The sequence below is a fragment of the Limosilactobacillus urinaemulieris genome (genome assembly GCF_932750685.1).
GTDB classification, from domain to species: Bacteria; Bacillota; Bacilli; order Lactobacillales; family Lactobacillaceae; genus Limosilactobacillus; species Limosilactobacillus urinaemulieris.
Map to the genome: position 1 here is coordinate 93,802 of NZ_CAKOBX010000006.1, position 21,498 is coordinate 115,299.

The 21,498-nt window shown below is 38.0% G+C and carries 18 protein-coding genes and 1 riboswitch; of the genes, 13 read left to right on the forward strand and 5 right to left on the reverse strand.

The features are described from left to right. Window positions 1-6: 6 nt before the first annotated feature. The 5 genes from dapB to lysA are packed head-to-tail and all read right to left on the reverse strand — an operon-like array spanning window position 7 to window position 4,947. Entirely contained in the window at window positions 7-786 is a 780-nt protein-coding gene (dapB, locus tag MR181_RS05705; protein WP_242335916.1) for a 4-hydroxy-tetrahydrodipicolinate reductase, read from the reverse strand. A gap of 19 nt (window positions 787-805) precedes the next feature. Then, window positions 806-1,723 carry a 4-hydroxy-tetrahydrodipicolinate synthase gene (dapA, locus tag MR181_RS05710; protein ID WP_242335919.1) on the reverse strand — a complete coding sequence of 306 codons (918 nt, stop codon included), beginning with the start codon at window positions 1,721-1,723 and terminating at the stop codon, window positions 806-808. Window positions 1,724-1,738: 15 nt separating this feature from the next. Continuing rightward, entirely contained in the window at window positions 1,739-2,884 is a 1,146-nt protein-coding gene (locus MR181_RS05715) for an N-acetyldiaminopimelate deacetylase (RefSeq protein WP_242335922.1), read from the reverse strand. A gap of 9 nt (window positions 2,885-2,893) precedes the next feature. After that, a complete protein-coding gene (dapD, locus tag MR181_RS05720) occupies window positions 2,894-3,604 on the reverse strand; it encodes a 2,3,4,5-tetrahydropyridine-2,6-dicarboxylate N-acetyltransferase (RefSeq protein ID WP_242335925.1) in 711 nt (236 codons plus the stop codon). 32 nt (window positions 3,605-3,636) lie between these two features. Continuing rightward, complete coding sequence (lysA, locus tag MR181_RS05725) at window positions 3,637-4,947, reverse strand: diaminopimelate decarboxylase (RefSeq protein WP_242335928.1); 1,311 nt, start codon at window positions 4,945-4,947, stop codon at window positions 3,637-3,639. 90 nt (window positions 4,948-5,037) lie between these two features. Further along, window positions 5,038-5,217, reverse strand: a riboswitch (Lysine riboswitch). 199 nt (window positions 5,218-5,416) lie between these two features. Between lysA and MR181_RS05730 the strand changes: the two genes are divergently transcribed. The 13 genes from MR181_RS05730 to MR181_RS05790 all read left to right on the forward strand — a co-directional run bounded on the left by MR181_RS05730 (window position 5,417) and on the right by MR181_RS05790 (window position 21,441). After that, a complete protein-coding gene (locus MR181_RS05730) occupies window positions 5,417-6,724 on the forward strand; it encodes an NCS2 family permease (RefSeq protein WP_003717161.1) in 1,308 nt (435 codons plus the stop codon). A gap of 640 nt (window positions 6,725-7,364) precedes the next feature. Next, window positions 7,365-8,726 (forward strand): aspartate kinase, encoded by a 1,362-nt coding sequence (locus tag MR181_RS05735; protein ID WP_242335931.1) that lies wholly within the window; start codon window positions 7,365-7,367, stop codon window positions 8,724-8,726. A gap of 14 nt (window positions 8,727-8,740) precedes the next feature. Further along, window positions 8,741-9,730 carry a diaminopimelate epimerase gene (gene dapF / locus MR181_RS05740; protein ID WP_242335934.1) on the forward strand — a complete coding sequence of 330 codons (990 nt, stop codon included), beginning with the start codon at window positions 8,741-8,743 and terminating at the stop codon, window positions 9,728-9,730. Between the two features lie 367 nt (window positions 9,731-10,097). After that, the gene (locus MR181_RS05745) at window positions 10,098-11,213 is read left to right on the forward strand and encodes a tyrosine-type recombinase/integrase (protein ID WP_242335938.1); all 1,116 of its coding nucleotides are present in this window, start codon (window positions 10,098-10,100) and stop codon (window positions 11,211-11,213) included. Between the two features lie 99 nt (window positions 11,214-11,312). After that, window positions 11,313-13,406 carry a KxYKxGKxW signal peptide domain-containing protein gene (locus tag MR181_RS05750; RefSeq protein ID WP_242335941.1) on the forward strand — a complete coding sequence of 698 codons (2,094 nt, stop codon included), beginning with the start codon at window positions 11,313-11,315 and terminating at the stop codon, window positions 13,404-13,406. 115 nt (window positions 13,407-13,521) lie between these two features. Continuing rightward, window positions 13,522-14,313, forward strand: coding sequence for a DUF4422 domain-containing protein (locus MR181_RS05755; RefSeq protein WP_242335944.1), 792 nt, complete (start codon window positions 13,522-13,524; stop codon window positions 14,311-14,313). Continuing rightward, window positions 14,314-15,210 (forward strand): capsular polysaccharide synthesis protein, encoded by an 897-nt coding sequence (locus MR181_RS05760; protein ID WP_242335947.1) that lies wholly within the window; start codon window positions 14,314-14,316, stop codon window positions 15,208-15,210. A 10-nt stretch (window positions 15,211-15,220) separates the two neighbouring features. After that, entirely contained in the window at window positions 15,221-15,904 is a 684-nt protein-coding gene (locus tag MR181_RS05765; protein ID WP_242335950.1) for a YveK family protein, read from the forward strand. Window positions 15,905-15,913: 9 nt separating this feature from the next. After that, the gene (locus MR181_RS05770; protein ID WP_242335953.1) at window positions 15,914-16,534 is read left to right on the forward strand and encodes a sugar transferase; all 621 of its coding nucleotides are present in this window, start codon (window positions 15,914-15,916) and stop codon (window positions 16,532-16,534) included. A gap of 15 nt (window positions 16,535-16,549) precedes the next feature. Beyond that, window positions 16,550-17,704, forward strand: coding sequence for a glycosyltransferase (locus MR181_RS05775; protein WP_242335956.1), 1,155 nt, complete (start codon window positions 16,550-16,552; stop codon window positions 17,702-17,704). Between the two features lie 9 nt (window positions 17,705-17,713). After that, the gene (locus tag MR181_RS05780; RefSeq protein ID WP_242335958.1) at window positions 17,714-18,211 is read left to right on the forward strand and encodes a serine acetyltransferase; all 498 of its coding nucleotides are present in this window, start codon (window positions 17,714-17,716) and stop codon (window positions 18,209-18,211) included. Continuing rightward, the gene (locus MR181_RS05785) at window positions 18,212-19,444 is read left to right on the forward strand and encodes a hypothetical protein (RefSeq protein ID WP_242335961.1); all 1,233 of its coding nucleotides are present in this window, start codon (window positions 18,212-18,214) and stop codon (window positions 19,442-19,444) included. A gap of 566 nt (window positions 19,445-20,010) precedes the next feature. Next, complete coding sequence (locus tag MR181_RS05790) at window positions 20,011-21,441, forward strand: oligosaccharide flippase family protein (RefSeq protein WP_242335964.1); 1,431 nt, start codon at window positions 20,011-20,013, stop codon at window positions 21,439-21,441. Window positions 21,442-21,498 lie beyond the last annotated feature (57 nt).

Consider the following 21,498-nt stretch of genomic DNA (forward strand, 5'->3'; position numbering starts at 1 on the left):
TTCCTCCTACAAGATCTTTTCGAGACCAACGACGAGGTGATCTAAGTCACCTACCTTCTCTAAAGCAACTTTAACCCCGCTCATAAAGGATTGCCGGTCAAATGAGTCCTGACGAATTGTCAAGGCTTCCCCGGCACCACCAAAGAGAACCTGCTCATGGGCGATGTAGCCGGGAAGACGGACTGAATGAATCTTAATTCCGTGGTAGTCACCACCACGAACACCAGCCAAGGACTCGGTTTCATCGGAATTACTTTCGTGTGGTTCACGAACCTGATCAATTAACTTTGCTGTACTCAAAGCAGTTCCAGAGGGAGCATCCTTTTTATCTGCATGGTGCATTTCAATCACTTCCACATCTGGGAAGTACTTTGCTGCTTCTTGGGCAAACTTCATTAGAAGAACCGCTGACATCCCAAAGTTTGGTGCAATTAAGCCGCCAAGATGCTTACTTTCACTCAGTTCAATCAATTCTTGTTCTTGCTCATCAGTCAACCCGGTGGTCCCAACAACTGGCAATAACCCGTTATTCAGCGCATACTTAACGTTCTCATAAACGGCACTTGGAACCGTAAAGTCGAGCCAGATATCTGCTACTGTTGGATCAACATCCGCTAATGAATTGAACACCTTCACATTCTCACTTAAATGGTATTGCTCCCGGTCAGAAGCAGCTAGGTGAGGCGCCAAAACAGCGGTAATTTTCATATTTGCCATTGAGTTAACTAGATCAACCGCTTTTTGCCCCATTGCACCGGTTGCTCCTGCGATTAATACGTTTGCCATTAGCTATCTCCCCTCCATTTTATAAATCTAACGGAAGTGTCTTATTTTCTAAGGAATCTGCTGGTAAGTCAAGCGCTTGTTCAAGCTGAGTCTGCTCTTCTTTGTTAAGTGAAAGGATTGGTAGACGACAATCACCAGCATTAAAGCCTTGAGCATTCAGAACGGCCTTTACTGGAGATGGGGATGGGAACATGAAGCAAGCTGCCATCCGTGGAGTTAACCACCGTTGAAGCTTTCCGGCAAGCTTGTAATCACCACGGTAAAGGGCATCGAACATTTGTCGCATTTCCTTAACATAAATATGCGAAGCGACCGAAACAACCCCATTAGCGCCTAATACTCGTGAAGTCAATGCTTGGGCATCTTCACCGGTAAAGACAAGGAAGTCATCTGCTTTATGTTCAATGATGTATTCCATATCTTCTAGTGGTGCACATTGCTTAATCCCAGCAATATTAGGGTGTTGGGAAAGCTCAACAACTGTTTCTGGTGCCATCTTTGAGCCGGTCCGTCCTGGAATATTGTAGATAATGATTGGTAAGTTAACATTGTCTGCTACTGCCTTAAAGTGAGCTAACATCCCCCGTTGGTTTGGCTTGTTATATGGCGGAACTACTACTAAAGCGTAGTCAATCCCGTTAATTTGGCCAACCTCATTAGTAAGGGCAATTGTTTCCTGAGGATTATTACTTCCCGTACCAGCGATCACGGGAACCCGGCCATCAACGATTTCGCCAAACCGGGTATACAAAGCAATCTTCTCATCATGGGTTAATTCTGGAGTTTCACCAGTAGTTCCCCCGATGACAAAACCGTTACAACCACGGTCAATCAATGAGTTAGTTAATTTTTCTAACGCGTCAAAGTCAATCTCGTTATCACTATTAAAGGGCGTTACAATCGCTGTTAATAAGTCTGCATTTGCTAATGTTGTCATATTCTCTTCCTCCAATTATTCTGTCATCCGATATTCTAAGAAACCTGTAATCGCATCAACGCCGCGCTGAATTGCTTCTTCCTTTGGTTTTAGGGTTGCCGAGTGCAATTGCGAATCATCATCGACTCCCAACCAAAACATCGTTCCCGGGAACTTTGCCAAAAGGAAGCCAAAGTCTTCTCCGGTCATTGCTGGTTCAGTCTCAATAAAGTTTACATTAGGTGTTGATTGCATGTATGAGATAAAGCGCTTGGTTAACTCAGGATTATTCTCAACTGGCCAATAGCCACCCTGATTTAATTCCAAATTAACTGTCATGTTATAACTTCGACCGATTCCTTCACAAACATCTTTTAACCGCTGATCAATTGTTTCAATCATCTTTTGGGTTAGCCCGCGGATCGTCCCTTCGATTCGGGTATGACCAGCAATCACGTTTCTGATCGTTCCGCCATCAATCTTTCCTAAAGTAATTACCCCGCTCTGAATTGGGTCAATACTCCGTGAGATTATCGTTTGTACCTGGCTGATCAACATTGCCGCTGCAACAATTGTATCGTTAGCGTCCTGCGGGTAAGCGGCATGACCACCCTTCCCGGTTAAGTCAATGTTCACTTCAGTTGTTCCGGCAAACAGTGTTCCCAGCCGACAACCAATCGCACCAGCAGGCAAATTAGGATTATCGTGCAAACCATAAAATTCGTCGGGACGCCAGCGACCATGAAATAACCCTAGTTCATACGACTGCTTACCACCGCTCTCACTTTCTTCTGCTGGTTGGAAGAAAAAGAGGAGGTTGTCCTTAGGCTGGTGCTCACTAAAGTAGGAAAGAACTCCTAAGGCTACAGTCATGTGAATATCATGACCGCAAGCGTGCATCACGCCCGGGTGCTGAGAAGAATACGGCAAGCCAGTCTGCTCTTCTACTGGTAACGCGTCAATATCTGTCCGGTACCCGATTGTCCGTTGCGGATCAAAGCCGTGAACTAACACCATCATTGAGGTTGGTAATTCACCTGGATTACGAATTTCTAAGAATTCCTGGTTCATCGCCTTCACCGTTTCTAAAAGGAACTGGTGAGTTTCAGTTTCCTGAAGTGCTAGTTCTGGGATTTGATGAAGATGACGACGAATCTTAATTAAATCACTTTCGCTTAACATTTTGCGCTCCTATAACTTCCGCAAGTCGTCTTCCAAGCCGGTCTTACTTTCAGTCTTTGCATCAACCTTTTTAACAAACTTAGCTGGTACTCCGGCAACCATTGTGTGTGGTTCAACATCATGGGTAACGATTGCTCCCGCAGCTACAACGGCGCCTTCACCAACATGGACCCCTTCGATAACCACGGCATTGGCACCGATTAACACGTTATCGTCAATTCGTACTGGTTGGGCTGAAGCAGGTTCGACAACTCCGGCAAGAACGGTTCCCGCACCGATATGACAATGCTTACCAACAATTGCTCGGCCGCCAAGGATTGCTCCCATATCAATCATCGTGTCATCACCAATTTCAGCACCAATATTAATTGTTGCTCCCATCATGACAACAACGTTATTTCCAATTAGGACCTTGTCACGAATGGTTGCTCCTGGTTCAATCCGGGCATTAAGTCCTTTTAAATCAAGCAGCGGAACTGCAGAATTACGGCAATCATTTTCAATGTGGTAATCTGCAATCAAATCAGCGTTTTCCTTTAATAACGGTTCAACCACTGACCAATCACCGAAGATTACACCGGTATGATCATCAATAAATGATTGAACTTCTTCCGGAAAGTTAATTTCATTTAAGTTCCCCTTTAAATAAACCTTTACGGGTGTCTTCTTAGGAGCATTGCCAATGTAGTTAATAATCGCTTGCGCATCTAATTCAGCCATCGTTGTTACCTCTTTCTTCCTATTATTAGTCATTATTGTTGATATTTACGATCTAAATGAACCAAGTCAGCTAAGGACTCCCGCTCAATCACAAGCTGGGCCTTGCTGCCTTCTGCAAAAACAACTGCTGGTCGGGGATTACGGTTGTAATTTGAAGCCATTGAGTAACCGTAAGCTCCAGTATCAAGCATGGCAAGAACGTCACCTGGTTGAGTTTCCGGTAGACCCTGATCCTGGGCTAAAATATCACCAGACTCACAGTACTTTCCGGCAAGGCGGACATGTTCTTTGATTGGTGCTTGCGGATTACTTGCCAGAACGGTTTCATATTCAGCTTGGTAAAGAGCTGGTCGAATATTATCACCCATCCCCCCGTCAACCGTGACGTATGGCTTCAAACCCGGTACATCCTTACGGGAACCAACCGTATAGAGGTTATATCCTGCTGGTCCAACAATTGACCGTCCTGGTTCAATCCAAATAGCCGGCATCGAGAGTCCTTTTGCTGCGGTTTCCTTTTTAATTGCCTTGATAATCGCATCGACGAACTCCTCAGGCTTAAGAGGATGGTCGGCAGCAACATAACGAATCCCAAAGCCACCACCAACGTTAATTACCTGTGCTTCATAGCCAAATGCATCTCGCCAATGAGCGGCAACTTCAACTAACTTCTTTGCCACGCCTTCAAAACCTGCTAGTTCAAAGATTTGTGAACCAATGTGAGCATGGAGACCACGCATCTTCATCCGCGGATTAGCCAAAACCTTTTGCAATGCTTCATCCGCTTGACCAGATTGAAGGTCGAAGCCGAACTTGCTATCAACTTGCCCGGTTTGGATGTATTTATTTGTATGAGCTGAGATTCCGGGGGTGATTCTTAGCATTACGTCGACGGTTGCATCACGTTCCTCAAGCGCCGCAGCTAATAATTCAATCTCATGGAAATTATCAATCATGATCGTCCCCACATGGTGGTCAACCGCCATTTCCAGCTCTTCACGCGACTTATTATTACCATGGAAACTTACCCGTTCCATCGGGAAGTCAGCCTTAATTGCTGTATAAAGCTCTCCAGCCGAAACGACATCAACGTGAGCCCCTTCGACAGCAGCAACCTGATACATTGCAATTGCGGCAAAGGCCTTACTTGCATAACTGACCGCGTAGTCGACCTGATTAGCATCAAATACTCGCCGAAAGCTCCGAATTTGCTGTCGGATTTGGGAAACGTCGTAAACAACCAGTGGCGTTCCGTATTCCTGAGCTAGTTCAATTGAATCACAACCACCAATCATCAGGTGTCCCGCGTCATTCAATTGGTCAGCAGTAATTTGTTGGTTCATACTCATTCCTCCATTACTCATTCGGGGAAAACAAAGTGATAAAAAAATCCACTGTCTGCGCGAAGACAAACAGTGGATGCATTTTATCCGTTTTGTCGATAGCGCAACGTGGGCTGATATTGTCCCACGACAGTCCGTAACTTATTCAGCCACGCCCCAGTGCCTTAACCGTGCCAGGTTAAGTACTTCGGCGACCGCCCTGTTCATCAATTCTCATTGCTTGGCAGGCTAAAATTGATTACTGGTGTTGGCCGCGCCTCTTCGATTTATAAATATAATAAAGTTATTAGATTAGAATGTCAACGGAAACATTAAATTTTCTCATATTTGTTTAATTATCTTTCATTACTAATTGAATATCCCGCTCATATTTAGTCAATCTTCAAGTTCGGCAATCATTAGGCAGGATTCTGTGATATTCTAGTAGGAATAAGTTTTTAAATTTGTTTTAAGAAGAGGAGAATTGATCGTGTTAGAACGGATCTTTCATTTAAGCGATGCTCATACCACCGTCAAGGGCGAATTAATTGCTGCCCTGACGACTTTCGTGAGTTTGTCATATATTCTATTTGTTAACCCGAACATCCTGCATGCGGCAGGAATTAACAAGGGTGCCGCCTTTACGGTTACCGCAGTCGCAACCGCAGTCGGATGTTTCTTAATGGGATTAATCGCCAACTACCCAATTGCCTTAGCGCCAACGCTAGGAAGTGCTGCTTTCTTTACCTATAATGTTGTTATCGGTATGCACATTAACTGGCAGACAGCCTTAGCCAGTGTCCTCGTAGCCTCATTCCTATTTATTTTAATTACAATCCTAAAGTTGCGGGAAAAAGTGGTTGATGCGATTCCACAAGATATTAAATACGCGATTTCTGCTGGGATTGGGTTATTCATCGCATTCATCGGTTTACAAAACGGTAAACTAATCGTTAACAATTCATCATCCCTGGTTGGTCTTGGCTCATTTGGTAATCCAGATGTTTGGTTAACCCTCTTTGGTTTAATCCTAACCGTCATTTTAATGGCTGCCCGCGTACCGGGGTCAATCTTTATTGGAATGATCGTTACCGCTATTTTCGGGATGTGCATCGGTCAAATCCCGCTACCTCACGGAATCATCTCTACAGCACCAAGCATGGCCCCGACATTTGGTCACGCTATCTTCCACTTAAAGGACATTAATACACCACAGCTATTTATGGTTGTCCTCACCTTCCTGTTAGTTACCTTCTTCGATACTGCAGGAACATTAATTGGAATGACCCAGCAAGCTGGAATGGTTGATAAGAATGGTAAGATTCCCCGGATCGGTAAGGCCTTCCTCTCTGACTCTCTTGCCATGGTTGAAGGGGCAATTTGTGGTACCGCACCGCTAGGAACTTCTGTTGAATCCAGTGCCGGAATTGCCATGGGTGGTCGAACAGGATTAACCGCTGTCTTTGTCGGTATTCTATTCTTGATTTCCATGATCTTTAGTCCTCTGCTAGCGGTAATTCCAACAACGGTCACCGCACCAGCATTAATTATTGTCGGGGTTCTAATGGCAAATAATCTGAAGTACATTAACTGGGATCGCTTTGAAGTGGCCTTTCCTGCCTTTCTTGTTGTGGTCGGAATGCCATTAACCTACTCCATTTCCGATGGTTTAGCCCTTGGTATGATCGCTTACCCAATTACCATGATTGCTTCCAAGCACCACAAAGACGTCTCTCCAATGATGTACGCCCTCTTCGTCATCTTTATTCTGTTCTTTGGAATAACAAATATGAAGTAGAGGGAAGTGCGAGCTGGGTAATGCCTTACGGAAGGCTAGCAATTTCTCCTGACGAAGGCGACTTGCGCCTCGGAGGGAGGTTGCTAGTCCTAGTAAGGCACCAGCGAGCACATTATGACTCTGCCGCCTAGAATCGTTAGTTCTAGCAAGTCCCTGGGAAACACGTTATGGCAATGTTGCCCGACAATCATATTATGACTAGGTTGATTTCAGCCTAGTTTTTTTGATCTCTTTATGATGGCTTAAGTTGTGCCTCACACTCTAATCCGAAATGTATTTGCCCAAGTCTTTTAGCTGTTACATGGTTAAGATCTGCTCGCCAGAGACTTGCTAGAGTTACTTCTACTGCAACTGTGTCAAAACATGCTTCGCCCGAGTTTCTACTTTTACCAAGTTGAAACGTGCATCGTCCAAGTTTCTTAGCTGTTACATAGTTAAGATCTGCTCGCCGTGACCGCAATCTCCGTCTAACTATCCCGTCCTTGATTGCAAACCAATCATCGTCCGGGATTCCTTAGTACTCGATTGCTAGTCCGTCACGGCTCGCACTCTAAATTTTTCTCTTGCATATTTATCAATCAATGTTAAAATTCGATTAAAAAGTTTGCGTGGGGTTCTCATGCAAGAAGGAGAATTGAGAATGAAAGTAGTTAAGTTTGGCGGGAGTTCATTAGCTGATGGGGCCAGCTATGAACACGCAATTAAGATTATTACGAGTGATCCTGAACGGCGAATAGTGGTTACTTCGGCTCCCGGGAAAAGAACTGCTGATGACATTAAGGTAACTGATCTATTAATTAAATATGCACATGCCATTATTAAGAATGATGATCAAGAAGCAATGGTCGTTCGGAAAAATATTCTTAGTCGCTACCAAGCAATTGCGGACTATTTTGATTTACCTAGTGGTCAAATGCAACCACTAGCTGAGCGACTTGCTAATTTACCTAACGGGGACTATCCGAATAATAATTACCTACTGGCCGCGTTTAAGGCTCACGGTGAACGATTAAATGCCGAATTAATGTCATTGGTTCTTAACCGTCTTGGGTACCCTTCCCGATTCGTCACTCCTGAAGAAGTGGGTTTAAAGGTTGCTGGGACACCAAATAATGCTACTGTGATTCCGGAAACTTATGCGCGGTTAGCCAACTTCTCATTCAGTAAGCACGACATTATTGTTTTTCCTGGCTTTTACGGAATCACGCTTGCCGGTCACATTGCAACCTTCTCTCGGGGCGGTTCTGATATCACTGGAGCGATTCTTGCACGGGGACTACATGCCGAGATGTATGAGAACTTTACTGACGTTGATGCAATCTACTCTGCTAACCCTAACGTTGTTAAGGATCCTCAACCAATCACAAGAATGACCTATCGCGAAATGCGAGAGCTCTCTTATGCGGGTTTTTCTGTCTTCCATGACGAAGCGTTAATTCCAGCAATCCAAGGAAATGTTCCGATCAACGTTAAAAATACCAATAATCCTGAAAAGCCGGGAACCCTAATTGTTCCTGATCATTCTTTCCAGCCAACTGATATTATTACGGGTGTCGTTAGCGGGAAGCACTTTGCAGCTTTATATTTACATAAATACTTGCTAAATAAGGAATCCGGGTTTACTTTACGCATTCTTGAAATTCTTGCCCGCCATGATGTTTCATATGAACACATGCCATCCGGGATTGACGATATTACAATTATTTTCGACAAGAAAGAACTCGATGATGAACTTGTTGATATTATTTGTAACGAAATTCAGGAAGAAATTAATCCTGATCGGCTAGAATGGATTGATAACTACGCGATTACGATGGTTGTCGGCGAAGGAATGCGTAACCGGACTGGCGTTATCAATGATATTCTGAACCCCATCGCTGAAAAACATATTGCAGTACCAATGATTAATATGGGGGCTTCTCGAATTGCAATTATGATTGGGACCTACAACCAAGATGCTGATGCTGCAGTTCGCGCAATTTACCACCGCTTTTTTTGTTAACTAGGAGGGAAGTTATGACTGAATTATTAAAAGTTCATGGTTCGCAAAATTGTTTCTTTATTCTGGACCAAACGAAACTCCAACAGGAATTAACCGATGATGAATTAGTCGCCCTTGCCCGACAAATTACCAGTGAGGAGCATGGCCTCCTGGATGGCGCTGATGGTGTGTTAGTAGTCAATCGCCCTGTCCGCAAGGGCGCTACGGCACAAATGCGGGTGATTAATGCTGACGGCAGTGAAGCTTCCATGTGCGGTAATGGGTTGCGGACAGTTGCCCGGTATGTCGCTGAACGTGACGGCCTAGATGATTTTAAGGTTGATACGATGGATGCCAGTCTAAGGGTTAGAAAGCAACCCGACTTAGCTCCTGGAGTACCAGCATTTGCCGTTGAGATTTCACCTGTTCGTTTTAATAAGGAAGCCTTGCCCTATGATCACTTGGGTCACGAACGCTTACTAAACACGCTTGTTCCGGAACTTCTTCCTGGATTCCGCTTTTCGGGAATTGCCGTCCCTAATCCCCACTTGATTTCATTTATTGATGAAGATGGCTTTAAGGAATTAGGACCATTAGGCGAGTGGCTTAATGGTGAAAATCCCTACTTCTCGGACGGGGTGAACGTTAACTTTGGTCATATTCTTGGACCAAACAAGATTTTTGTAAAAACATATGAACGTGGCGTGGGCTTTACGAACGCCTGTGGTACGGGGATGTCCGCTACTTCGCTAGCTTTTGCCCTGATTCATCCTGAATTAGCTAGTTTTGGTAAGCCAATTACCGTTTTCAACCCAGGAGGAATGGTCCGGACAATTCTTCACCATGAATACCATCGTTACTGGATTGAACTAATCGGGAATGCCACTTTTACTCACCGAATTGAAGTCCCTGAAGACTCATTGCACAATGCAACAGTTACGGATCAAAATTCTAAAGTAGTTCCTACTGGCGAACAAGAAGACTACCTTAAATTCATTAACGACTTGGATAAACCAGAATTTTAAATAATTATCCATTTAGGGCTTGCGATACTATCAGATAGGCACTATAATGTAGATGTTATAAAAAGTTCTGGGATCCAGTAATTTTACAGTTCTAGAAAAAAGAGACGTGATGTTTGGTCACGTCTCTTTTTTTGATCACTATTAGGTTATTAGAAATACTTAACTTTTCTCGTTTATTCCAAGCTTTCATTGCAAGATCATACTTATCAAGCAACTGTTGATTTGACTGTCTTATCCATAGATTAATTAAATAAAAAAACAATTATATTTTTTAGAGTAAAAAATTTATCTTTGAGAAAATTTTATTTTAAATTATACATTTATTCCGCCACAATATAGGCAATTCTAGAAGAAAGGAATTAAACCTATGTGGATAGAACAACGAACAGAAAATAATTATAAATTTGTTGAACAATATAAGGATCCCCTAACAAATAAATATCATCGTGTAAGCATTACTTTTGACCGTAACACAACTCATACCAGGAAAAAAGCTAACCAAATTCTTGAACAAAAAATTCATTCTCGTTTAAGCCACTACGGACTTTTCCAGGTTAAAAAACATGTTACATTAAACCAATTGGGCAAAGAATGGCTTATTCATTTCCAGCACGAGGTTAAGTTCAATACTTACCGAAATAACAAGAGTCGAGTTAAAGAAATTAACTATGGCCTTGGTGCAAACACATTAGTTGAGAAAATAACTCCTTTGATCCTTTCAAACTACCTAGAACAACTAATCTATGATCAGGGATATCGAAATTCAACTGTTCAAAAATTCAAAGGAACATTAAATTCGATGTTTAAATACGGAATTAAGCACCAATACCTCAATCAAAATCCGCTTAACCTAGTCGATATTAATTATCGCAATAGTGAATATCAGAAACGCCCCGAACAAAAGTATCTCGATGAAGATGAACTACAGGCAGTTCTCAAGTTTATGTATCAACAATCTGCTCATTATGGACGTTTCTGTGAATTCTTATACCTTACTGGAATGCGGTATGGTGAAACTGCTACCCTTACTCCTCAGGATATTCAGTTTAATAGTTCGGGAGATGTATGGGTAGCAATCCAAGGAACAATTGTTAATGGAAAAAAACAACCATCTCCTAAATCAAGTAGCAGCTGGCGAAACGTTACTCTTCCCCCGCGTGCTATCAAAATCTGCCAAGATGAACTATTAAGTCATCCTAAGCGACAACAATTTCTTTTTGTCTCTGAAAGAGGTAAATATCTTGGGAATACCGTTTTAAATAACTGGCTCCATAAAGCTAAAAATGAACTAAATATCAATAAAGTATTAACCCTGCATACTTTCCGTCATACCCACATCTCTAAACTGGCGGAATTAGGTGTTCCACTTTACTTAATCCAAGCTCGAGTCGGTCATAAAAATGCGGCAACTACCACTAATATTTACCTTCACGTAACAAAGAAAGCCAATCACTTACTTAATAGCAAACTTAAAGATTTATAATTCCCCCATTTCTCCCCTAGCTATCTAGTTACTAACCCTCAAAGTCTAATATAACAGTATTTATCCTCCCAATGTTTATTCAAAGGGAGGATTATTATTATGGAAAACCGTAATAATGCTTTACATTACAAGATGTACAAGTCTGGTAAGAGCATCGTATATGCTGGACTTGCTACTACTGCCGCTTTGGCAGGTTTAGTATTAGCTAACACTAATGCTACTGCTGTTCACGCTGATACTGCTCCAGCTACTGAACAAACCGCTACTCCAGCAGCTTCTACTGCAACTTCAGCACAGATTTCAGCTGCACAAAAGGCCGTTTCTGATGCTAGTGACCAAGTAACTTCTGCCTCTGCAGCAGTTACTTCAGCTCAAAGTGCTGTAAATTCTGCTGAACAACTCAATTCAGGTGTTACTGCTGTTAACTCAGCTAACCAAGCATACAAAGATGCATTGGCTAACCAATCTAATGCAACCAGTGATTGGGTTGACGCTGTAAACAGTTTCCAAAATGCTAATAGTGCTGCTCAAGAAAATATTGATTTTGCAGCTCAACACGCTGGCTTTGATGCTAGTTCCAAGAATGCTGCTTCACAAGCAACCGCATTTTACAATGGTGTAGTTTCTGACAACACTGCTGTTGCATCACAATCACAATCTGATTATGATGCTGCATCTGCTTCAGCTAAGAGTCTTCAAACTCAATACAACGTTTCATCAGCTAATGCACAAGACCTTAGTGATAAGGTTGGTGCTATCCAAGCACAAATGGATGCTGCTGCAGTTGCTGGTGACAAAGATTCACTTGCTGTTTTAGGTGGTACTAAGCAACAACTGCTTAACCAATTAGCTACTGCTAATGCTTTAACTTCTAAGCTTCAAGACGAATTGAAGAAGCAACAAGATATCATGGCTTACCACAAGCAACACATCGCTGACGCTAACGGTGCAATTGCTAATGCTAAGAAGGCCATCGCTAATATCGCTGCTGCTAAGTCAGCTGCTTCTGAATTGAATGCTGCTGTTGCAAAGAAGGACGCTGCTAACAAGGCTGTTGTTGCTGCTGAAAATGCCTATGTTAAGGTAATGAACAACTACAACCTTCCTAATAGTCAACAACTTCAAAAGTTAGAAGATAATGTTGCTAGCGACGCTACCTTGGTAGCTGCTGATAACAACACTATTAGTGCTGCTCCAGAATACGCTGCTTATAGTGCAGCTACTTCAAACGTTAACAGCCTTTCAGCTAAGGTTTCTAACCAAACTGCTGCTGTTTCAGATGCTCAAGCTGCTGTAACTTCAGATACTGCTGCTGTTTCAGATGCTAATACTGCATACAACAGTGCAGTTGCTGCTCAAAAGGCTCTTCCTTCTGATGCTACTGAAGAACAACAAATTGCTGCTCAAAAGGCTGTTAACAATGCATATGAAGTACAACAAAAGGCTTTACAACAATTACAAGTTGATTCAGCAAAGCTTGGTACCGCTAAGAAGACTCTTCGTGATTACAACAAGCTATTAGATGCTGCTAAGAAGGCTCAATCTGCTGCTGCTAATGCTAAGTTTACTGATGCCAATGGTAACCAAAACAGCATTGCTAATGTTCTTGCTGCTAAGGCTCAACACCAAGCTGCTCTTGATGCTGCACAAGCTAAGTTAGATGCTGCTAAGAAGAACCTTGCTTCAGCTAGTGATGCACAAGCTGCTCTTGATGATGCAAATGCTCAATTAACAGTTGCTCAACAAGCATTGAAGGATGCACAGACTAACTACCAAAACGCTTTGGATGCTTTGAAGGCACTTCAAGGTAACACTAACCCAGATCAACCAACTAATCCAGACCAACCATCTGACAAGCCTGGTCAAAACACTGGTGATAACACCAACAACAATACTAGTGACACTAATAACAAGGACAATGTTGCTCCTAACTTCACTGGTGAAAAGAACGGTAACTACTACGTAAACGGCAAGCAAGTAACTAAGGCTGCTTACGATGCTCATGTTGCTGCACAATCACTTGCTACTGTTAAGACCTCTGCATCAGTTAAGGGTGCTAGTGCCGCTGCTACTGCTAACGACTCCAAGGCATTGCCACAAACTGGTAACGAAAATGCTTCAGCTGTTGTAGCATTGGGTGCTGTTTCTGCAATGTTTGGTCTTGGCCTTGCTGCTAAGAAGCGTGAATTCTAATTACCTCCCGAGATAACTAGAATTATATTTGTTCGTACTAATAAGGAAAGGTCTCAAGCAATAACTTGAGACCTTTTTTTCGGGATACATATTTAAGATTGATGGTGATGAAATAATGGTTGTTTACGTAATGACCCACAAAGAGTTAGCAATTAATTTTCCGCAAAATTATCAACTAATGATGTTGGGATCAACTAATAAAGTCGTTCCCCCACGATATTTACGCGATGATTTTGGTCAAAATATTTCTTTAAAAAATGATAGTTATTGTGAACTTACAGGTCTTTACGAGATATGGAAGAACTCTGACGAAAAGTATATAGGACTGGTTCATTATCGTAGATTCTTTCTTGATCGAAATTATCATTCTCGTTTTTTCTTATATTTTCATTTGTTTATAAATAGTCATTTAAGATTAGAACCAATTCCGGAAAAACAACTAAAAAAGTATATGCAAGGCTATGATTGGATTGTTTCAACACCAGAAATCGAATTTGGAAAAAGCTTATGGAAACATTGGGGTAAATATCATCATATGAAAGATATAGAAGTCACGGAGAAAGTAATAGCAGAACTATATCCGGAATATCTGGATTCTTTTAACCACGTTCTTAAGCATAATAATAAAATGTCCCCATTCAATATGTTTTACACAAGTAAGACTCAATTAGATAAATATGCTAGTTGGTTATTTTCTATTTTGGAAGCAGTAGAAGAAAGAGTTGATATTTCTAACTATGACACGTATCATCGACGTCTTTTTGGTTTCCTAGGTGAAGAATTATTTAATGTTTGGCTTTATCACCATAGTAAATTAAACATTAAATACCTGACTGTATACAATACACATCTTTCAAACAGGAGAGAGATTCTTAAACGATTCCAAGATCGGGGGCGTATTAAATAGATGGGAAATTCATCATTTTTACTTGCAAAAATTCTATATAGGCTTCCATTTCTTGATAGGGAAAGTATAAGATTTAATAATTATCGTCATACAAAAATTAATAAAGCACTATTACCAATATTTGAAGAAGCATATCAACAGACTAAAATCCAATCTTTTAATAGAACCGATAGTAAGAAGAAAGAAATTATTTGGTTTTTTTGGTGGCAAGGAAAGGAATCGATGCCTGAATTAGTTTCAAAGTGTTATCAATCAATTTTAAGTAATTCAGGAAGATATCGGGTTCAGTTGATTACTAAAAGTAATATTAATAGCTATATTAAAATTTCAGATCAAATAAAAAGAAAGCTAAGCGAAGGAACAATTTCGTTAACTCATTTCTCTGATATTGTCCGATTTAAGCTTCTTGAAGAATATGGTGGCCTTTGGCTTGACGCAACAGTTTATGTTACTAAATCACTTGAAACCATTGATATAAGTAACTTATTCACTTGCAGTGGCTACCCAAAGAATAAAGATTTTAACATTGCTAAAGGAAGATGGACTGGATTTTGTATTGGCGGTCCTAGCCGAAACTTATTATTTATTTTTATGAATAAATTCTTTGAAACGTATTGGAGTAAGTATAGTTACCAGTTAGATTTCTTTCTAATTGATTATGCTCTTAACTATGCATGGGAAAAGGATCTAAGCGACTTTCAGACTATAATTAGAAAGTATCAAAATTTTGATCCCCAAATGTTTAACCTTCTTCCGATTTTAAATAAACAATTTAATGATGAAATAGCAAGCCAATTAGTAAAAGACAGTTTTATTTTTAAACTTTCTAATCGCAAAAAAATAACCAAAAATAATAAAAACTTTTTTACAAATCTTTCTAAATTACAAAATAAGTGAGGAAATTACTGTGGATACAAGACGTCAATATGATCATCGTAAGAATACGGGTATGAGCTTTCAAAAGTTTATTGATATATGTTTCAAAAAATTCTGGATTTTTATTCTTTGGGCAGCACTAATTGGAGGCTTGGGGTTTGCACTTGCAAAGTATGCTGTGACTCCTCAATACTTAGCAACCACTGAGATATTAGTTAATCAACAAGGTAATAGAAATTCATCACAAACTTTTGATAATCAACAAGCTGATATACAAATGATCAATACCTACAAAGATTTAATAACTAGTCAAAGTCTCTTAAGAAAGGTTAAGAGTCAACTTGCTAATCCAGATTTAATGGCGACTAAATATAAATCTAATGAAACTTTTAATGTTTCAATTAAAAAACTGAAAAAATCGGTTGATGTCACAAATACACAAAATTCTCAAATGTTTACGATTAATGTTAAGGCACCCCATGCAAAAGAATCCGCAATTATGGCGGATGTGATCACTAACGTTTTTAAAAATGAAATAAAAAAATATATGCGTGTTAATAACATTACTGTAGTTTCCCACGCTTATGTTCCTCTTCAACCATCATTCCCCAATATTAAGTTATTTACCATAGTTGGTGCCATTGTAGGCTTTATTTTGAGTTTTGTAATTGTTTTAATTCGCGAGTTAGCTAAATCTGGTGAAAATTTGAGGTAGAAACAAAAAATGATAACTCAACAGAACAAAGTGGATTTAGGAATATATCCGAAATATGTAAAAAGAATTTTGGACATTATTTTAAGTTTTCTTTTGCTTATCATATTTTTGCCATTGCTTATTGTTAGTTCACTAGTCATAAAGCTTACGTCACCTGGCCCAATCTTTTTTACTCAAATTCGAATTGGACAAAATTCTGCAAAGTTTAAAATTTATAAATTTCGTACGATGTCAATTAATGCACCACATGAAAAGTCTACCGCTGAACTATCAAACGCGAAAGATTACATTACAGTACCGGGAAAGTGGTTAAGAAAGACTAGTATTGATGAATTACCTCAACTAATTAATGTTTTCTTAGGTCAAATGAGTCTTATTGGTCCACGACCACTTATTGATTCAGAGAATCATGTAAATAACTTAAGACATGAAATTGGAATTGATAATTTAAAACCAGGCATTACGGGACTTGCTCAAATAAATGGAAGAGATTTGCTTAGCGATGATGCAAAGGTTAAATATGATGAACAATATTTTAACAATATTAGTTTCATGATTGACCTAAAAATATTTTTCAAAACTTTTAGTAAAGTTTTGAAACGAAAAGATATAAAGGACGAGACAAAATAAAAGGTGGTGAATTTTATGGGTTCAAATAATATATTAATGGTCGCAAATACTGCATCAATGATTAAACTTTTTAATATAAGGAATATTAAAATACTCCAATCCCTAGGATATAAAGTTTATGTTGCTGCTAATTTTTCACAGCCTGGAACAATCTCCTCTGAGGAAGCCAATAAGTTCAAAGAAGAACTTCAAAAGTTAAATGTCAAATACTTTAATGTACTGTTTCCAAGAGGTATCGGTAATCCAATCAAAAATTATCAGTTAAAGAAACAGCTTTGTCACATTATAAAAGAATATAAAATTGAAGCAGTTCATACTCATGCTCCGTTAAGCAGTATTATTACACGACGTGCAGCTCACAAAATGGGAATTAAATGTATATATACTTCTCATGGCTTTCAATTTTTTCATGGGGGTCGCTTAAAAGACTGGCTTTTGTTCTATCCAATTGAATGGTTCTATGCCCACTGGACTGATGCATTAATCGTAATAAATTCTGATGACTATAAAGTTGCAAAACATCTTCCAGTAAAGAATATTTATCATATTCCTGGTATTGGCGCAGATATTAAAGAGTCCATTAATCTGCCGACTAAAGAAAGAGAACTTATTCGTAATGATAAAAGAGCAGAATTACGTATAGCTGAAGATGATTTTTTAATTTTATCAGTTGGAGAACTTACTAAAAGGAAAAATCACTCAACTGTAATTAAGGCAATTGCAAAACTAAATAATCCTAAAATTAAATATATCATCGCTGGAATTGGACCTGAAAAGCACAATTTACTAAATATGATAAAGTCACTAAAACTTGATAAGCAAGTTCAATTATTGGGATTTAGGAAAGATATTCGCGATTTGTATTTAGCAGCTGATTTAAATGCTTTTATTTCAAGACGTGAAGGACTAGGAATGGGAGGATTAGATGGAGTGGCATTAGGCCTTTATACAATTGGCACGGCAAACACTGGTATTAAGGATTATGTTTCTGAACCTAGTAATGGGATCTTAATTGAAGATCCGTTAGATACCGATGAAGTTTCTAATGTTATAAAACAGATTATAAAAAATAGACCTATTACAAATACCGGTGAAGGAAGTCTAATGAAATTTGATAAGAGTAATGTTGATCGTTTGATGGAAGAAATATATATTCGCGAATTAAGGTAGGATAAATTAATGACTTTTTTGAATGAAATCAAGAAAAATCCAGGGTTACTGCCTAAATTAGTAATTTTTATATATCGTTTTGGCAACTTTACATATTTTCATGTTCACATTCCGATAATTAGGCAAATTCTTTATCTAATTTACAGATTATTCGATTTAATTTTTTTAAAATTATTTCTGAATTGTGATATTCCTGGATCAACTAAAATTGGACCTGGCTTTAGAATATTCCATCCCTATGGAATTATAATTAACACCGCGTCAGTAATTGGTAAAGACTTTTTAATTCGTGGAGAGACTACCATTGGTAATAAAGGTACTTCTGATGATTGTCCAGTTATTGCCGATAACGTTGAAGTAGGAATGGGTGCAAGGATTATTGGCGGAATAACAATTGCCAGTAAAACTAAGATTGGTGCTAATGCAGTAGTTACTAAGTCATGTCAACCTAATAGTATACTAGTCGGTATTCCTGCACATAATATTCAAAGAAAGAGAGAAAAGTAAATGTTTGCGGTCGGTTATTTACTAACTATTTTAATATCGTTAGCTATCTTTCTTTGTGTTAGATCAAGTCTAAGTATGAAAGTTTTTATTGTAGCCACGCTATTCATGATATTTTCTTTTATTATTATTCCCAAACTTGATAGTAAAGTAGATGCCTTACAGTATTTTTCATCATTGGATGCTATTAGAACGGCACGAATTAACCATGGATTGACTGAAGCATGGCGAGTTATCAATACTAATCCTACTGATACTAGTAATTCTATTAATAGTGTGATGTCTTTTAGTGCAACCCCAGTTATGGCATTGGTTATGCTGGGAATGTCATATTTTCCAGACATAGTTCTACTATCAGTGGTCTGTTTTATTGACTACTTCTTTGCATTAAAGATTATCCAATTAGTAGTTGATAAAAATAAATTATCAATATCATATTATTGCTTTGGATTTGTTATCTTTTGCTGTATTTTCGCGTACAGCATTGCGGTGAGCGGAATTAGAAATAACATGGTAGGAACAGTATTTGCTTATTTTACTCTTAAATATTTAGAGAATGAGCGCGCCTTTTTTTCGTGGTCAACCATTTCTCTCCTGCTGATTATAATACTTCTGAGTTTAGTTCATCCGTATACTTTGTTATTAGGGCTATTGCTTCTATTGGTGATTGTTTTTTGGAAATATAAACCAATATTAAGAGTTATTGACGGATTAATGCTTTTTCAAAGTTTTTTTCAAAGGGCGATTATAATGCTACTAATTCCATTAGCAGGTATTCCTTTCTTTTCGAGTATCATTCTTAAAAGTAATCAATATCTAGGGAAAAACGCGACTATTTTGATTTCTTCTACAGCAAATTTATTTCGAGACATCGGAAGGTTATTAATATTTGGTTTATTACTAATAATTACTTTATGGATAAAACAACAATTTATTGACCAACGTTATATAGAATTCATAACAATCTTCTTCTGCTTTGCCTGTGGTGCTTTTTTTGATCAATTGCTCTTCGAAAGATGTATGTTGGTATCACTACCAATTATCTTGCCACTTATCATTGTTCTACCGGCAGAGTTTAGTTCTGAATTAGAAAGTAATAAGTCTATCTCGTTGAAAACGGTTGCTATTTATTTAATGATAATAATTCTTTGCTTATATGCAGGATTTTGTCTTGTAGATAATCTTCGAGCTGGTACTTCATACTATGAATTATTCACTTTTGTTGGGAAATATTAATATGATAGTGTTTGGAATAGGCATTTTTCTATGGTTATATTTACTTTATGTTCTTAAGAGAACAAAGTTAAATGCGTTTTTCTTCATAGTTGGTAGTATTGGGTTATTCCTTGTTATTTTAACTTTTAAGGATTTCTTTATCCAAGGCTCAATAAAAGCAGTTCTTTACATTATGAAATCTTTATCTTTCTTCTTTAAAGGATATTCAATTAATATGTCCCATGATTTTGTAAGTTTTTATGATTCGAAAGTAAAGATTACATATGAATATACTGGAGTTATTGAAATAATTTCGCTGGAAAGTTTACTGTGTTTTTTCCCAATATATACTGTTTTAGAAAAATTTATTATTGGCTTTTATAGTTGTATTTTTATATTTATAGCTACTATCTTTAGACTGCTATTAATTATCTATCTAAGTCGCTACCTGGGTGAAACAATAACCCAGCTTATTATTTGTCGATTATTATTCTATGTATTTATTGTTGTCGTCTTTTATGAAGTGTTTACTCGTCCACAAATTATTAGGTGGCATTAGATCACTATAGAGTTAGGTTGGTAATAAATTGAAAATAAAGAACAATTTTATTAAAAGTGTTTTCACAGTTATATTTAGTAATATTTTTATTTTATTAAGTGGTGTTTTAGTTGGATTTGTCTTACCTAAAATAATGGGTGTTGATGAATATGGTTACTATAAGCTCTTTATGCTTTATGCAACGTATATTGTGTTGTTATATTTTGGCTTTGCTGATGGGATGTTAGTTAAATATGGCGGACAAGATGATACTCAGATAGACAGATTCAAAATACAATATATAACAAACTTCTTTATAAAGATGGAGATAGTAGTAAGTGTGGTAATGTTTATTTGCTGTGCTTGCTTTTTAAAAGGTGAATATAGGCTAATCTTTTTACTTCTTAGTATCTTCACCTTATTAAGTAATATCGTAACCTATTACCGATATTTGGCTCAGGCTATGTTGAAATTCAATCTGATTAGTCGGGTAAACATGTTGCAATCACTTTTGACATGCTTGATTGTTATAATCTGTTTTTCTATTGTTAAGCTTAAATTACTATCTCCATTACCAGCAGTAATTTATTTGATTCTCTTTTTAGTTGTGTTTCTAATTCTATTAATTGTTTTACACAGTTCATTAAAAAAAACACTTTCTATAAATAAAAAATTGCTAAGAGAGAAAGTAACGAGCAAGTCTATAGTTGAAATCTTTAAGTTAGGAATTCCTGTTGCAATTTCCTATCAGATAGGAACATTTATTCTCAATATAGATAACCAACTTATTTCAATGTTTTTTGATAACCGTTTATTTGGTATTTATTCATTTGCTTATAGTCTGATTTCAATAATTTCTACTGTGATTGTTCCAATATCTACCGTGATTTTTCCCTTTCTAAATCGTCAAAATGAAAATACCGTAATGGAGCAATATAGCTTTAATACAGCTAGTTTATTTATTTTCATATATGCTTCTCTAATTATTTATTATCCTGTTCGACTTTTTATTGAGTGGTATCTACCAAATTACGATGAGTCTTTAATATTTTTCCGCTTGTTGCTTCCAGGGGTTGGTGTTTCTAGCTGTATCTCGATATTAGTTTTTAACTACTATAAAGTTATTAAGAAATCTAACGTTTACCTTGTTCAAGGGATTGTAACTTTAATTGGCTCACTTGTTCTTAATCTGATTGGGTATTACTTGACTAAAAGCGCTATTGTTATTGCAGTCATCTCTTTAATTATCCTTTTTGGCTGGTATGTTTTTACTAATACTTATTTCATACGGAAGTACAGAATTAATTGGAAAAAGAACACCTTCTATCTTGGAGGAATGATTCTAGTCTTTGAAGCAACCACACAAATTAGTAATATTTGGATTTCATTAATTATTTATCTTGCTATATATACAATTTTAACTTTCTGTGTTTACCATGTTGAATTAAAAAGAATACTAAGAGTTTTCTTGAAAAGATAAGTTAGCTTTATAAAAAAATAAATAGTCTAATATATGGTAAAATTACAGTATTACTTA

Bases quoted from the DNA above. Each gene is read 5' to 3' on its own strand.
- dapB (WP_242335916.1), bottom strand. From the start codon at position 786: ATGGCAAACGTATTAATCGCAGGAGCAACCGGTGCAATGGGGCAAAAA.
- dapA (WP_242335919.1), bottom strand. From the start codon at position 1,723: ATGACAACATTAGCAAATGCAGACTTATTAACAGCGATTGTAACGCCC.
- MR181_RS05715 (WP_242335922.1), bottom strand. From the start codon at position 2,884: ATGTTAAGCGAAAGTGATTTAATTAAGATTCGTCGTCATCTTCATCAA.
- dapD (WP_242335925.1), bottom strand. From the start codon at position 3,604: ATGGCTGAATTAGATGCGCAAGCGATTATTAACTACATTGGCAATGCT.
- lysA (WP_242335928.1), bottom strand. From the start codon at position 4,947: ATGAACCAACAAATTACTGCTGACCAATTGAATGACGCGGGACACCTG.
- MR181_RS05735 (WP_242335931.1), top strand. From the start codon at position 7,365: ATGAAAGTAGTTAAGTTTGGCGGGAGTTCATTAGCTGATGGGGCCAGC.
- dapF (WP_242335934.1), top strand. From the start codon at position 8,741: ATGACTGAATTATTAAAAGTTCATGGTTCGCAAAATTGTTTCTTTATT.
- MR181_RS05745 (WP_242335938.1), top strand. From the start codon at position 10,098: ATGTGGATAGAACAACGAACAGAAAATAATTATAAATTTGTTGAACAA.
- MR181_RS05750 (WP_242335941.1), top strand. From the start codon at position 11,313: ATGGAAAACCGTAATAATGCTTTACATTACAAGATGTACAAGTCTGGT.
- MR181_RS05755 (WP_242335944.1), top strand. From the start codon at position 13,522: ATGGTTGTTTACGTAATGACCCACAAAGAGTTAGCAATTAATTTTCCG.
- MR181_RS05760 (WP_242335947.1), top strand. From the start codon at position 14,314: ATGGGAAATTCATCATTTTTACTTGCAAAAATTCTATATAGGCTTCCA.
- MR181_RS05770 (WP_242335953.1), top strand. From the start codon at position 15,914: ATGATAACTCAACAGAACAAAGTGGATTTAGGAATATATCCGAAATAT.
- MR181_RS05775 (WP_242335956.1), top strand. From the start codon at position 16,550: ATGGGTTCAAATAATATATTAATGGTCGCAAATACTGCATCAATGATT.
- MR181_RS05780 (WP_242335958.1), top strand. From the start codon at position 17,714: ATGACTTTTTTGAATGAAATCAAGAAAAATCCAGGGTTACTGCCTAAA.
- MR181_RS05785 (WP_242335961.1), top strand. From the start codon at position 18,212: ATGTTTGCGGTCGGTTATTTACTAACTATTTTAATATCGTTAGCTATC.